This window comes from Pseudoalteromonas sp. MMG022, from assembly GCF_021654245.1.
GTDB lineage: Bacteria > Pseudomonadota > Gammaproteobacteria > Enterobacterales > Alteromonadaceae > Pseudoalteromonas > Pseudoalteromonas amylolytica.
The window spans coordinates 125682-139725 of sequence record NZ_JAKFZQ010000001.1; the positions used below are offsets into that span (position 1 = coordinate 125682).

Annotated in this window: 15 protein-coding genes; 11 read left to right on the forward strand and 4 right to left on the reverse strand. The window is 41.3% G+C overall.

Features of this window, described 5'->3' with window-relative positions; translation table 11 throughout:
• The first annotated feature begins 5 nt into the window (after nt 1-5).
• The 3 genes from L1070_RS00415 (at nt 6) to L1070_RS00425 (ending at nt 2069) form a co-directional block, all read left to right on the forward strand.
• Complete coding sequence (locus L1070_RS00415) at nt 6-1079, forward strand: porin (protein ID WP_237124035.1); 1074 nt, start codon at nt 6-8, stop codon at nt 1077-1079.
• A gap of 12 nt (nt 1080-1091) precedes the next feature.
• Nucleotides 1092-1499, forward strand: a complete 408-nt coding sequence (locus L1070_RS00420; RefSeq protein ID WP_070985463.1) for a phosphate ABC transporter substrate-binding protein — start codon at nt 1092-1094, stop codon at nt 1497-1499.
• Nucleotides 1500-1709: 210 nt separating this feature from the next.
• Nucleotides 1710-2069, forward strand: coding sequence for a hypothetical protein (locus L1070_RS00425; RefSeq protein WP_237124036.1), 360 nt, complete (start codon nt 1710-1712; stop codon nt 2067-2069).
• 85 nt (nt 2070-2154) lie between these two features.
• On the opposite strand, the gene L1070_RS00430 is transcribed toward L1070_RS00425, so the two are convergent.
• Both L1070_RS00430 and L1070_RS00435 read right to left on the reverse strand, forming a co-directional pair.
• Nucleotides 2155-3054 carry a hypothetical protein gene (locus L1070_RS00430; RefSeq protein ID WP_237124037.1) on the reverse strand — a complete coding sequence of 300 codons (900 nt, stop codon included), beginning with the start codon at nt 3052-3054 and terminating at the stop codon, nt 2155-2157.
• A gap of 276 nt (nt 3055-3330) precedes the next feature.
• Nucleotides 3331-3765: a hypothetical protein gene (locus L1070_RS00435; RefSeq protein WP_237124038.1), complete on the reverse strand. Its 435-nt coding sequence runs from the start codon at nt 3763-3765 to the stop codon at nt 3331-3333.
• A gap of 178 nt (nt 3766-3943) precedes the next feature.
• Between L1070_RS00435 and L1070_RS00440 the strand changes: the two genes are divergently transcribed.
• The 3 genes from L1070_RS00440 (at nt 3944) to L1070_RS00450 (ending at nt 6796) form a co-directional block, all read left to right on the forward strand.
• Nucleotides 3944-4969, forward strand: coding sequence for an AraC family transcriptional regulator (locus L1070_RS00440; protein ID WP_237124039.1), 1026 nt, complete (start codon nt 3944-3946; stop codon nt 4967-4969).
• Nucleotides 4970-5054: 85 nt separating this feature from the next.
• Nucleotides 5055-6305, forward strand: a complete 1251-nt coding sequence (locus tag L1070_RS00445; protein ID WP_237124040.1) for a serine hydrolase domain-containing protein — start codon at nt 5055-5057, stop codon at nt 6303-6305.
• Nucleotides 6306-6400: 95 nt separating this feature from the next.
• Nucleotides 6401-6796: a hypothetical protein gene (locus tag L1070_RS00450; RefSeq protein WP_237124041.1), complete on the forward strand. Its 396-nt coding sequence runs from the start codon at nt 6401-6403 to the stop codon at nt 6794-6796.
• 19 nt (nt 6797-6815) lie between these two features.
• Here the strand turns inward: L1070_RS00450 and L1070_RS00455 are convergent, their stop codons facing one another.
• The gene (locus L1070_RS00455) at nt 6816-7748 is read right to left on the reverse strand and encodes an NAD-dependent epimerase/dehydratase family protein (RefSeq protein ID WP_237124042.1); all 933 of its coding nucleotides are present in this window, start codon (nt 7746-7748) and stop codon (nt 6816-6818) included.
• A gap of 139 nt (nt 7749-7887) precedes the next feature.
• Here L1070_RS00455 and L1070_RS00460 point away from each other — a divergent pair, with 139 nt between their 5' ends.
• The gene (locus L1070_RS00460) at nt 7888-8319 is read left to right on the forward strand and encodes a MerR family transcriptional regulator (protein WP_237124043.1); all 432 of its coding nucleotides are present in this window, start codon (nt 7888-7890) and stop codon (nt 8317-8319) included.
• Between the two features lie 217 nt (nt 8320-8536).
• On the opposite strand, the gene L1070_RS00465 is transcribed toward L1070_RS00460, so the two are convergent.
• Nucleotides 8537-9295, reverse strand: a complete 759-nt coding sequence (locus L1070_RS00465; RefSeq protein ID WP_237124044.1) for a hypothetical protein — start codon at nt 9293-9295, stop codon at nt 8537-8539.
• 595 nt (nt 9296-9890) lie between these two features.
• On the opposite strand from L1070_RS00465, the gene L1070_RS00470 reads away from it, so the two are divergent.
• The 4 genes from L1070_RS00470 to L1070_RS00485 are packed head-to-tail and all read left to right on the forward strand — an operon-like array spanning nt 9891 to nt 14044.
• Nucleotides 9891-10274, forward strand: coding sequence for a response regulator (locus L1070_RS00470; RefSeq protein ID WP_237124045.1), 384 nt, complete (start codon nt 9891-9893; stop codon nt 10272-10274).
• A complete protein-coding gene (locus L1070_RS00475) occupies nt 10271-11176 on the forward strand; it encodes an AAA family ATPase (RefSeq protein ID WP_237124046.1) in 906 nt (301 codons plus the stop codon). Before L1070_RS00470 ends, L1070_RS00475 begins: the two co-directional genes overlap by 4 nt.
• A complete protein-coding gene (locus L1070_RS00480) occupies nt 11116-12114 on the forward strand; it encodes a DUF58 domain-containing protein (RefSeq protein ID WP_237124047.1) in 999 nt (332 codons plus the stop codon). Before L1070_RS00475 ends, L1070_RS00480 begins: the two co-directional genes overlap by 61 nt.
• Nucleotides 12104-14044, forward strand: coding sequence for a transglutaminaseTgpA domain-containing protein (locus L1070_RS00485; protein ID WP_237124048.1), 1941 nt, complete (start codon nt 12104-12106; stop codon nt 14042-14044). The genes L1070_RS00480 and L1070_RS00485 overlap by 11 nt, the downstream gene beginning before the upstream one ends.

A 14044-nucleotide genomic window follows, 5' to 3' on the forward strand; every position in this document is an offset into this window, starting at 1 on the left:
TATCTATGAAACTTAAAACAACTCTCTTGATCGCTGCTCTCACTTCAATGACAGCTCATGCAGAGATAAATATTTCAGGGTTTGCAAGCGTGAATGGCGGTAAAGTGCTCAGTGGTACGGGTGCCCCCCAATACGGTATAGAACCTTCATTTCTTGCTGACTATCCAATTGTAAGTACTTATACAGAGGATTTTTCCTTTTCACCAGAGTCACTTATAGGTCTACAGGTAACAGGGGATCTTGGTGACGGGCTCAGCGTAACAGGGCAAATCGTAGCACGGGGGGCGAATGATTTCGATGCCGAATTTGAATGGGCCTACATCTCCTATGAACTCAATGACAGCTGGACATTACAAGCAGGTAAGAAGCGTTTACCGCTGTTTTATTACTCTGACTTTTATGATGTTGGCTATGCCTATGTATGGATGAGGCCACCAGCTGATAACTATACATGGCAGATTTTCAACTACGAGGGGGTGAACTTACTCTATAATGGTTCGATAGGAGATTGGGGACTGTCCGCTAATATTTACACCGGTAAAGAGGATGACACAGAAAATAAACTCTTGTCTGACTTCTTTTTCCGCGCGCCAACACGAGAGATCTGGGAAGATATTCTCGGTGGAGTAGTAAACTTAAGTCATGACTGGCTAGAAATTCGTTTAACCCACATGCGCTACACCAATAAGCGCTTTATTGATGGTGAACCATCAATGTGGAACGGAAAAGACGAGCGAGACGGCAAGTTCTATGGTCTAGCAGTCAACGCAGACTTTGGCAATTTCTTCATATTATCCGAGCTCAACCGTTTAGAGCTAGACAGTGACTTTGATACTTACATGATAAGCGTTGGTTATCGGTTTGATGAGATAACGCCATATATTATGTACTCAGACTATGAGCAAAGTGGTGATGGCGATGTTGAAAAGCATGATACGACCGCTGTCGGTGTGCGCTGGAACTTCCATCCTTCAGCTGCATTTAAAGTGCAATATGACCGCGTTAAAGATGATTCGTTTGACTTCGCCGTAGCCGGTGACAGCAAAGCGATTACGTTTGGCGTTGATGTAGTATTTTAAGGAGCTTAAGTGATGAAAAATTTAATTTATATGGCATTTTTGCTGCTTTGCGCTCAGTCATATGCTGGTGTGGCGGTTATTGTGCACCCAAGTAACAGTAGTGCATTTGACGATTCGACGATTAATCGAATTTTTACCGGTAAAGAAAAATCTTTTAGCAATGGCAATAAAGTGATCCCTATTGGCCAAGACGCAGGCAATCCTGTGACAGAAGAGTTCAATAGCAAAGTACTGAACAAATCTTCTGCCCAGTTAAAGGCTTATTGGTCAAAACTGATATTCACAGGAAAAGGTACGCCACCAAAAGAGGCTGCTAATGACGCCGAGGTGATCCAAAGTGTATCGTCAAACCCAGATACAATTGGCTTTGTGTCATCAGGTGCTGTAACTGGCGATGTTAAGGTAGTCAAAGAGTTTTAGCCACAAACAGACAGATTTAATAAAAACTCGCTCATATGGGCGAGTTTTTTATTTTCGGTTATCATAGTCTAGCGTTGTGAATATCGCACATTACCAGCGCTGTAACTAAAAACTAAATCCTCAGTTATAAAATCAATCCTTTTGACCTATTTATTTTAACTTTGATCATCATTAAAGTTTAGTTTTTTGAAGCGAAAGAGAACGGGTTAAATGTTTGAACAACATAAATGGCCTTATCTGGCCATGATGGTAGGTATTGCAATGAGTGCCTTTTTGCTATCAAAGGTTTTATTTAAAACACAGCAACATGAAGTAAAACTCACGTCCATATATGATGATGTTTATATTTTTAGTCTGGTTCAGCCCAACAAAACTAACCTGTACGCCAAAGAGTCATGTGCTATGACAGGTAAAGCTGATTGGAGATTTCTAAATGCTCACAAAGACACAATATACAAAGCCAACGTAAGGTTTCGATTAGGTGATAAAGCGTGGAACTTCTGTGCGCTTACACAAGAGTCAGAAAAAAGTTTTAAAAGGGCGCTAGACTCGTTCTTTCGAGCGGGATAAGGTGTTTACCTATACGTAAATATAAAAGCCACACTGTGGCTTTTATATGTTTGAAACTCAATTGCTATTTATGCTCTGTAACTGACTAGGGTCCAGGTTGTAATACCGTGCAGAACTGATCAGGGCTTGGTGAACAAGAACCACGCGCTGTAAATCTATGACTAAAGAAAAATACATCTCTTTCATCGCGTGAACGCTTAACTTTTAAAAAGCCACTGACGTTGGCATTCATATCAAACTGATTACCAAAATTAATTTCTAACTTTGGCGCGTTCTGATTGCCCCAGGTATGGGTGGTTGACCAATCATATTGAAGATAGTTTTTGTTTAAAATACTAGGGTTCCATGTATAGGTTACGTCTGGAAATACACTCTCATAGCGACTAATTGATGTAATAACAGGCGCGTTAATGCCACGTCGGTTATATGCGTATGAGGTCAATGAATTATTAAACGTACTGCCTTGAATACCTTGCCCTGGTACGTAGCGGCTAAGCATTTCATATCGCTCATAAGCGGTAGGAGGACGACTAACAATTGCTTTAAACTTACTATTAATATGGCTTAATAAAGCATCATCGATATAACCTTGATGTTCAGGAGTGGTTACGCACTGGTCGGCAGCCATTTTGCTATTCACACCTTTAACATGTTGAAGCATTTCATTTTGTCTTGCCAAGTACAGCTCTTTACCGCTACTACGAACAAACGCCATAGCTAACTCAACAACGGGTAAACAGGCTCCCATAGTAAACGGATTGTCTAAGCAGTCTTTACGTAGGTCACGTTGCAGACGTCTGTCAGCTGCGCCTCTATCTGCGCCCAATGTGTTATAGGCTCTATCGTGTTTGTTGCAACTGCTGTGCATGTCGCCGATAAATTTATTGATTTTTCTATTTAAAGAAGCATCGTTTTTAAATATTGTGCACTTGTCTGTAACAACTTGCTTTGAACTACAAACACTTGCGTAGGCAGACGTACTCATTGCTGCGCCTATAGCTAGCGTAACGCATGAAGATAATATTGTTTTTATCATTAGTTTGGCATTTCTTTATGTACCTTAAATGGGTATTTGATAATATTTTGTTTCTTAAATGTGGTCAACATTTTATTTGTAAAGTTAACAATAAGATAAATGTCCGTGACATGGTGCGACAAGCTAAGTTGAAAGGCGAACAATAATAGCTTCGCAAGTACGAGAGAATTTTATTTGCAGCGTGTGTAGCTTACACAAATGGGGGTCTACGTTTGTATTGAAGGATTATTCACTAGACATTGATTCGCGCGCGGATTCTTCGCCATTGATATTACCAAAGCCAGGCCAAGACAACTCCATTGAATCATGCATTGTTCTGGCTTTTTTGCTGATGCTCGCCACGGACTCGTTTTCAAACTCTAATGAATAAATCAAGTTTTCAAGTCTTCTCGCTTTTTTATAATGCCATTGAGAATGCTCTTTAAAACGAAAAGCCGAGGTACATAAAATCGCTGTACCGGGCAAAGCTGTTATGGCCGCTAGTACTAATTTGGGTAGGGCATCAGAGGCGACGAGAACGGCAGCGGCAAGACTCGAAGCAATGCTAATCACGTACATGGTGGTCATCAATGACGTGTGAGCACGCGCAACAAAACGGTATTTTCTCGACTCCTGCAGTAGTAATGTCTTTAAATTGTCTTTAGCGATTTGCGTATCCATCTTCACCAATATCAATACATTTTGAAATGTGGCTAAAAAACTAGCACTAATTCATAATGTATTCAATTATTTGATTCAATTGAGATCTTTCTTCAATATATCGCTAGTAACAGCTTAGTTGTTTGATAGGATACACCTATAAGCGGCCATGAATTCGGTAAATTTAAGTAGGGACTATATGACTATCGTGCTGACAGATTTGCAAGTTATTGACCTGTTTTTCAGGTTTGCCGCAGTAGGATTGCTGATTTTACTGATGGCATTTTTAATCAATAAGGCGTCAAAGCCAAGTACGCCACATATACTCTTATGCAGCTGTATCATCGGCTATGTGTTACTCACCGCCCCCATTGAAAACGGCCATTACGGCGGACTAAGAAATGTGTTGCTATTTTTTACCGATGTAACGCCTTATGCTATTTTATGGGTGACACTGGCGCAGCTTAACAGCCAATTTAAACTTCCTCAACCACCAAAATGGGGAGTTTACCCAGCCGTGTTGTGGCTCGTGGTATTAGCGTACTTCTTTTTGGTTAAGGGTGGCGCGGGCCTGCTGCACGATATTAATCACGGTATTGCGCTCGTTATATTGTTAATCTGCGTATATTTGAGCGCTTATAAACTTTATGACGATTTAGATAACCAAAGACGCAACACTCGAGTGTTACTCATTCTGTTATGTGCGCTGTATATGACGGTGTTAGTAGTGTTTGAATTTGCATCATCAGCGATAAGAAACTCATGGCAGTTTAGTCTTACAAATGCTGTTGCTATCTTTGCTATAACCTTGTTTATAGCAAAGCGCACGTTATTGACCGCTGATGAGATAAGCCCCACTGAGGCTTCCACACAACACGCAGAACAATTAGACAACCCACAAATAACGGCACTTAGAAATTTGATGGAGCAGGGTGCGTTTTTACAACCTGAACTCACAATCGGAAAGCTTGCCGAGCAGCTTGGTATACCCGCGCACCAACTAAGGCAGCTGATCAATCAAGCTCTGGGATTTAGTAACTTTTCTCATTACCTAAACAGTTATCGCATCCCTTGGGTATGTGAGAGGCTAAACAACCCCACTAACAAGAAAACCCCCATTTTAACACTTGCCCTTGAGGCAGGATACGGTTCGATTGCGCCATTCAACCGTGCCTTTAAACAGCAAATGGGGCTAACTCCCACACAATATCGTGATCAATTTTAAAAATGATCTCATTTTTTCTAAATCGATAAGAGAATTTGAGCAAATAAGGGCTTAATAACGCTTTGTTTTAATTAGGAAGTTTATAATGAAAAAAGCGTTATTAGTAATACTTGTCATCGTATTGTCGGTTGCATATGCCGTAGCGCCTGTTTATCAGGGGCTTGCCTATAGAGGCAAATTTCCTTTAGTCGGCTTTAACTTTGTAACTTGGCCAAGTGAACAGCCTTTGCTGAGCCAAGTTCATGATAAGCGCTTTGAAGGTGCTACAAGCAAAGCCATGGAATCATTAAAACAACAACAAGCTAAAATATCTGCGCCCGGGTACAGCGCCGCTGTTGCTATAGATGGCCAACTAATTTGGTCGGGAAGTGTAGGCTGGGCCGACATAGCGAAACGCCGCCCCATGAACACCGATACACAATTTCGAATCGGCAGTACCTCTAAAGCGCTCACCGCTACGGGATTAGCAAGATTGGTCGCCAATAAACAGTTTGAATTGGACGAAAAGCTTGCCAACTATTTTGATGTGCTACCCAACCCTCGTTGGGCAAACATAACAGGCCGCCAATTGATGTCGCATATGGCTGGCATTCCTCATTATAAAGAAAACACTGAGTTGTTGGGGCTGTTGGCTACTATTGGTGGGCAAACTTACTATCCCGATGTGTTAGACGCCATCACACTATTTGATGAAAGTGATGTATTGTTTGCGCCAGGTGACGCGTTTAGCTATTCAAGTCTAGGTACTGTGTTGTTAAGCGCGGCTATGCAAAAGAAAACAAGCATTAAGTATCAGACTATTATGTTCGATATGGTGTTTGAGCCACTAAAAATGAACGCCACGTTTGCACCAACACTTCAGAGCGAAACGAAAAACTTAGCGACCTTTTATTGGCAAAACCCGCTTCATCGTGAAGAGCTAAAACCTTGGTATGACGTTGACCTAAGCCACCGCTTAGCGGGTGGAGGTTGGGTTTCAACGCCCAAAGATTTAGCAAAACTCGGGCAGGGGTTTATGAGTGATGAGTTTATACCGCCTGCTGTTAGACAAACATTTTGGACACCGCAAGTGCTCAACAATGGACAAGTTAACCCGCAAAAATATGGCCTAGGCTGGCGTATTCATCCCTTAGATTTAGGCCCAGGGTTTACACCGACCGAATACATGCACCATGGTGGCGTATCCGCCGGAGCACAGAGTTTTTTAATGGTAATTCCCAAATACAAACTCTCTATTGCCGTTAACGCAAACGTAAGAACCAAGGTATTTTGGCACTTTGGTGAAGTAGCCCATGAGCTGGCAAGGGTATTTATCACAGACCTTGAGCAAAGATAGCGTTTTCTTTACACTCAAGCAAAAGGACTACAATGCAATTGGTATTCTCTGAATACCAATTGTTGAGCAAGCAGTATGTAAAAGGAGTGAGTCATATGTTCAAACTTTTTAAAAAGCAGCCAAAAAAGCAGTATACACTCTCAGAGTTTGGCTTTCGTCGTGTTCACGAAGACCGAGTTCAGGTTTACCACAAGCAAAGTAATGAATGGATAAACTGGCATCAAATTGTAGACGATGTATTTGATGAGTTTGGCGAGCCAGTCACTGAAATTGAATTACACCACATTTTGGCTGACAGAACCAAAAAGCAGGGCGTAGGTAGCGCCCACGTAATGGTTGATAACACCCAACATTTTGACTCAGATGCCCCGTTTAACCAAGTTATAGAGTCCTTTGTAACGGAGCATCTAAGTAGCAGCTCAAGCTCATCGAGCGACTTAGACACAAGTTCATCCAGTACCAACAGCTCAGATAGCGGCACTATTGATTAGCGTTTTTTGGGCCGTGTGATCACCGACTATCTTTGGTCAATAGCGTTTGCGTTAAGCCCGCTTGGTATGTGGTTACCGCAAACTCAGGAAAACGTTGCTTAAACTTATCAGATACAAATAAGTTGTCGACTTGATACCTTGGCAGTAACTCTAGGGTTTCTTTGACTTGCGAATTAACCAACGCAAACAGCTTTAACTGCCAGCCTTTAATTACACGGTAGTTACATGGGCGGTCTAAAATTTCGATCGCAGTGGCAATCATTTGCTGGTAAGTCAGTCGGTTATCATCACATGGTAAGTGCCAAGTTTGACCATAGGCATCTGATGTATTGCCAAGCAGTGCCATCGCTTTACTGGCATCGGGTGTATAAATCAAAGTGCGTAATGTTTTATCACTCAAAAACACTTTGGCGTTTTGGCCGTTGCGTAATCTATCCAGTATGGTGACGTTGGTAATGCTCTGGGTTTTACCCGGCCCATAAAACTCAGGCGCTCTACAGATCATAGCCTCAACTTGGTTTTGCTTTATGGCGTCGAGTAACTGATGGGCGATTAGACCTCTTACTTTACCTTTTTCACCATATGGCGCGAACGGGGTGTGTTCTGTTTGCAATTCATTATTTTGCGGGTACATATAGGTGTTGTCGAAATACACCAATTTTGCATGATGTTTAACACAGGCGTTGATTACGTTTTGCATCATAACAGGCCATTGCTCAACCCACATTTTGGTATCAATTGGCAAGCCAGTGGTAAAATAAACAACTTTCGAACCCGCAATAGCCTGCTGTGTTTGTTTTGTATCTAACAAATTAGCAGCGAATAGTTGGTCCGAATGATTGACCTTTTTTGGATTACGGCTGACCAAGCGTAATTCATCGCTGTAATGATGTTTAAGAGATAGCGCCAGTTCATGACCAATTTGGCCGTTTGCTCCCAAAATTGTCTGCATACAAAGTTACCTGTAAAAATGAAGTTCACGCTCATCATAAGTTTAAAGTTAACTTTAATGTCAATGGTCATATGCTTTTTGTTGCCCTTTACGTTAGAGTTAAACCATAGTGTTTTAGTGTCTCGGGCTTGATATTGGTATGAGAATTGGTGAACTTTCAAAAAAAACGGGGCTTGCCACCTCAAAGATTCGTTTTTACGAAGAGGTAGGGCTGTTAGAGCGCGTTAGTCGCTCAGCCAATGGCTACCGCACATACCCTGATGATACCGTTATTGTTCTGAACTTAATCGTCAACGCCCAAAAAGCAGGGTTCAGCCTAGATGAAATACGCCTGTTACTGCCCAAAAGCCTCGATCACTGGCAGCACGACTCACTCATAATGGCCATTAAGCAAAAAATGTCCGATATTGAAGTGATGGAGCACAAACTTGCCCAAAGCAAGCAGCAACTAAAGCGGGTGCTTGCGCAAATAGAAGCCAAACCCAACGATATGGACTGTGCTGACAATGCCAAACGCGTGATAGAAGAGATGGTGGGTGGGCAGGGGGGATCGGTTATCGGTGATACGTAAATCGGAACTCTTAAATAGGGAAAGTAGGGCGCTTGTACAGGTTAAATAGACATGGTGTGGTTCCCTTAATACAAGTGCCAGCGGCAAGAAATGAGCGTTAATGTTGATGAGTTGCAATCAATTCAGAATATACCGCGTAAGCAGGTGCAGTATTGGATACGTAAAGGTACGGAAGATGCAATTAAAGAACACCATAACGTTTTAGGCTTTCATAAGCCTAAATTTGTTTATAGCTTAAGACGTATCTCCTACTTGTTAAAATTAATTTTTTATCTTCATCATCACGTTCGTAATATACAATATTTTTATCATTACTCGTAATTATTACTATGATTTTAGGTGCGCTAACACCGTTTTTAGTAACTAGCTCTATCTCATAAATTTTAAAGGCATCACTATAGTTAGTTATACCGCCAACTGACCAAGAAACTATAGATGAAACCACAATAATTGAAACTAGCATAACAAGCCTTATTTTAGTTTTAAGCTTTTTGTCTGTTTTCTCATTGTCGTTCAACAGTGTTTTTTCATTTTCCAGTCTATCTATTTCACTATTCATTTCTGCGTTTCTTATCTCCGCTTCTATGTGACCTTGCGAATAAGATTCGTGATTGTAGTAAATACCGTTTAATGGTGGGGGTTCGATTAGATGTTTTTTCAGCGCGGCTATAGTAGCTTCTATATCTCCAATCTTTTTCTTTCTAGAGTATTCACTTTTTAAATACATTTCACATAGAAGGACCGCTAACATTATCAAGCACAGCACTAGTACTGATAATTTGAAAAAGCCAATTATTTTTAGAGCTAACCAATAGGTATCAACGAAGTCTATATACAAAGTGAAATCTGCATTGAAGCAATCAAAAACAGTTTGAGCAATAAGCAAAGAAATAAATGAATATACAATAAGAACAAATGCAGTTATTACTTGCCAATAATCTTTAAGTATATTTGCGATGAACGATATTGTTCTCATAAAACTCACTTGAAACGCACACCAATATTATAATTCTCTGTAGTTTTTAGCTTTAGTTATAGCTAAAGCAGCGACTTAAACCTGAGTGTACATTGCATGCGAATTTAACTAAAGGAGATTCGTATATTCAACTTGCAACCAGTAAGTAGGTTGGATAAGCAGCGTAGCTGCGCCATCCAACATTTTATCGACAATATTTAACGTCGGATGGCGCTTCGCTTATCCGACCTACAATGTTGTGGCCGTTGTCGAACACCAAGCAATGATAGTCCAAAATGTAAAAACGGATATTTCGACATTTTATAAACGAAGGTGAGTTTGATTACAGCAAAATATCTTAAATAAACAAGTACATCTGATAGGCTACCGAGCTCAAATATATAATTTAACATAATATAAATTATAGGAGGTGAATTCACCTCCAGATGTGTACGCCGCTACTAATCTCTTAAACGATACGAAATGTCCAATACTAGACGGTATCGGACATTTCGGTCATTTGCGATTAATCTTGTGAATATGAACCCAAAGTTATTGAGCTTGCTGTGCTGATGACTTAGTATGTTTTCAGACAAACAATATGAAGTATCGTTATATGGAATTTGTAAAACCGCTGGAGCCGATATTGATTATCGATGACTCCAAAGAGATCCGCGATTATCTCAGCAACATACTGGTTGAGTTAGGTTTCGAAGAAATTTTTGAGTCTGAGAATTTTGAATCCGCAAAAACCTTACTAATCGACAACCCACCTAATGTTATCTTTTTAGATATCGAATTGCCCGACACCGACGGCACCCAAATACTAGAATTTATCAACGACCATTATCCAAGTACACACGTAATCATGTGTTCTGGTCACAACAGCCTCGAAAATGTACAAAACACTTGGGAGCTTGGCGCTAAAGGATTTATAGCAAAACCCTTCAATGCCAAAAAAGTTGATACGGTACTAAAGCGTATAGAAATGATTGCATGAGCCATCCGATAAAAGAAATCACACAACAGCTCTCACATATAATTTTTGGTAAAGAACAACAGATAAAGTTGGCTGTGTGTTGCTTGCTTTGTCGTGGTCATTTATTAATTGAAGACTTACCTGGCATGGGCAAAACCACCTTGTCGCATGGCTTGGCCGATGTGTTGGGACTCAGTTATCAACGTGTGCAATTCACCAGTGACTTGTTACCCGCGGATGTGATCGGCTCAGCAATATTTGATAGTAATGAGCATAAGTTTACCTTTCATGCTGGGCCAATCTTTAGCCAAGTATTGCTTGGAGATGAGATAAACCGTGCTAGCCCTAAAACGCAAAGCGCGTTATTAGAAGCGATGGAAGAGAGGCAAGTGACGGTTGATGGCGTTAGCCACCCATTACCAGAGCCATTTTTTGTGATTGCCACGCAAAACCCCATACATCAAGCAGGCACGCACCCCCTACCCGAGTCTCAATTAGATCGCTTCTTTATGCGTATCAGCTTGGGTTATCCAAGTGAAGACGCCGAGCGTAAACTAATCTTAGGCATCAAACAAAATATCTCATCGCAAGTTAATAAAGTGATTGATATTGAAGAACTATTTAGCCTTCAAGCACAAGCCGGACAAGTCAAATTAGCACAAAGTGTGCTCGACTATATCCTCGCTTTGGTCAAATACACACGCGAGTCAGGGCTATTTACCGACCCGCTTTCACCACGGGCCAGTATCGCACTGGGCCATGGTGCTCGAACTTGGGCGTTGATGGATGGCCGAGACTACGCTACGCAAGATGATGTTCAAGCAGTGTTTGGCTGTATTGCGGCACATAGGCTCAATATTCCATGTCATTTACAAGAGCAAGCAATATCGGACATTTTACACGAAGTGGTGATCCCGCTTTGAGCGAAGGATATGTAAGTGGTTTTTTCTCGCGCGTGATCCGCAACAAACACGAAGGCGAGCGCATTACATTCAAACACAACACAATCTACGTATTACCATCACTCACCGGTTTTGGTTTTATCGCCGTGAGTGCGTTAAACTTTGTGCTTGGCATTAACTATCAAAATAACCTGCTACTCGGTGTTGCTTACTTGATGATCATGTTGTTAGTCGTATCGATTATTTATGGCTATCTAAATATGAACGGTACACATGTAAAGCTCGTTGCCATTAAATCGGCACATTGCTCTGTGCCTCCTACGGTAATTTTTGAACTCAGTACCAAGGCAAGTCTACAACAACTCTCAATTGAACATAATCTTTTAAAGCAACAAATTAGCGTCCCATCTGTACAAACTTGCGAACATATAAATATGCCCTTTGAGCTACCCAGAGGTAAGCATGTTCTTGGCCGTTTTAAGTTTGTAAGCCACTTCCCTTTTGGTTTGGTCAGTGTTTGGAGCTATCTATACTGTCGTAAATCAATTTACGCGTATCCTGATCCATTAGTGGATTCCGCCCAAAGGCAAATGTTCGAAAGTCATAAAAAAGATGACCAGTTCACTCATTCTTCAACGCACCTCAGTGATGAATTTAAGCAACTAACTCCTTATCAGTCTGGCATGAACATGCATCGTATATCTTGGCGGCACTATGCCAAGACGCAACAACTATTAATAAAGGACTATGAGGGAGAAACGGGCGCGCAAACCTTAGGGTTTGATTTTGACCATCTACAAGGTAATGTTGAGGAGCGCCTTGCAAAGCTTTGCTATCTTGTACTTCAAGCTGACCAACATAACCTCAGTTACGCCCTTAAATTAGGCCCTCGTTTGATCGCCGCAGCGCAAGGTGAACAGCACAAAGTAAAGTGCTTGGAGGCGCTAAGTGATTTCTAATCAGTTTGCCATCACCCTTAGTTACTTGCTGATAACTTTAGTGCCCGTTACATCTTTTGGTGTAGCATTTAATGTTTTAATGCTGCTGCTGGCTATCTGGCATGGCATATTGGTTATTAAAAAAAATAACGGTGTTAGAAACTCGTTGATAAATCTGATTGCTATCACGGGTATGGTAATCACTGGGCTTTCAGTCGGTATACAAAACACCGTTGAGCTTTTCGTCGCATTAATGCTACTTGCTTGCCAACTAAAAGTACTACAAGCAACAACAACTAAGCAATGGCAGCAGATTTATGTTCTAAACTTTTTTACCCTATCTAGCGTGTTTTTGTTTTCGCAAAGTTTATATATTGCGCTCATGGTGCTGATGTTACTGGGGGTTAACCTAGTTGCCATGTTACAAGTACAACCTAAAACATCCTTGGCATTTGCGAGTAAATTTACGCTCACAAAAGTGCTGATAAGCATGGCGCTGAGTATACTGCTGCTGATATTTATGCCAAAAATCCCCTCATTTTGGCAGATGCCAGGGCCGACACTCGCCAAAACTGGTTTGTCAGAGAATGTTGATCCATTTGATATTGTAAACTTGGCAAAGTCTGACGAACTGGCCTTTAGAGCGATTTTAAACGACAGAACCCAAGCGCCAATGGGTAATAAGCCCCTCTATTGGCGAGCCATCATTCATGATAAGTTTGATGGCACGCAGTGGCGTATGTCAAACCTACAAAATGTTTCGAGTAATTTAACCGCGAACTTACAGTTAGCCCCTTATAAAATTATCGCCGAAGCGAGCAACCTTCCTTGGTTGTATGCGCTCGAGCACGCAGTAAGTCCAACAAAGCTGGTTAATAATAATTACTTTGGCACGCTTTATAGAGCCGACAAGATCACCTCAACATTTGAATATCAAGTGCAATCGGCAAACATTCGCCAGCAAACCCGTATGCCAGCTCGGCAATATCGCTTTAATACGATGTTGCCCGAGCAATTAAACCCAAAAGCGCAAGCACTGGCTAAACAATGGGATTTAGACTCAGCCAACACCAATGAATTTATCGAGCTAATGCGACGTTATTTTAGTTCGCAAGGGTTCAGGTACACACTCACCCCAAATACAAGTGAATCAAAGCATAAGGTCGATGAGTTTTTGTTCGATTATAAAAATGGCTTTTGCGGGCACTATGCTTCCAGCGCCGCTATTTTACTTAGGAGTGCGGGGATCCCTGCCCGTCTGGTTTCAGGGTATTTAGGCGCTGAGTACAATAAGCAGCAAGGATATTTTAGCGTTTACCAATACGATGCTCACGCATGGGTTGAGTACTTTGTACCAAATGAGGGATGGAAAACGCTCGACCCTACAGCATGGGTTTCTCCTCAGCGTTTACTAGGCTCACTTTCAGAACATCAAACATTGGCTGATGAATTTCAGGACAATTTAGGTTTGAGTCTCGTTGCTTGGTCTAATTTCACCGCAATTAATTGGCTGAGATTGCACTTAGAGCAACTCGATTATCAATGGACGAGGTGGGTTCTGAACTTTGACCAAGAAAAGCAAACCTCTCTGCTGCAATCGTTATTTGGTACAAAGGGTAAACAATGGGCAGGTGCATTGGTGATTTTTGTTATATCAGCAATACTACTGTTGCTGTTCTTTTACTTACAACGGCATCAGCAAGTCAAGGAGCCGTTAGTAGTAAAACGCTATCGTCAGCTGATCGAACTATCTGATAAGGACCTTTCAGCGGCTCCTCCCAAACGTGCGATAGATGAATTAACTCAACAATTTTCAAGTCACCACGAGATGTTGCTGCAATTTTATGCGGATTTCGCGGCAGATAGATATCAGGGCAAATCTTTTGGCAAAAACCAGAACAAACACGCCAAAAATTTGATAAATTCAATAAAAACAAAAGCAAAGAGATAG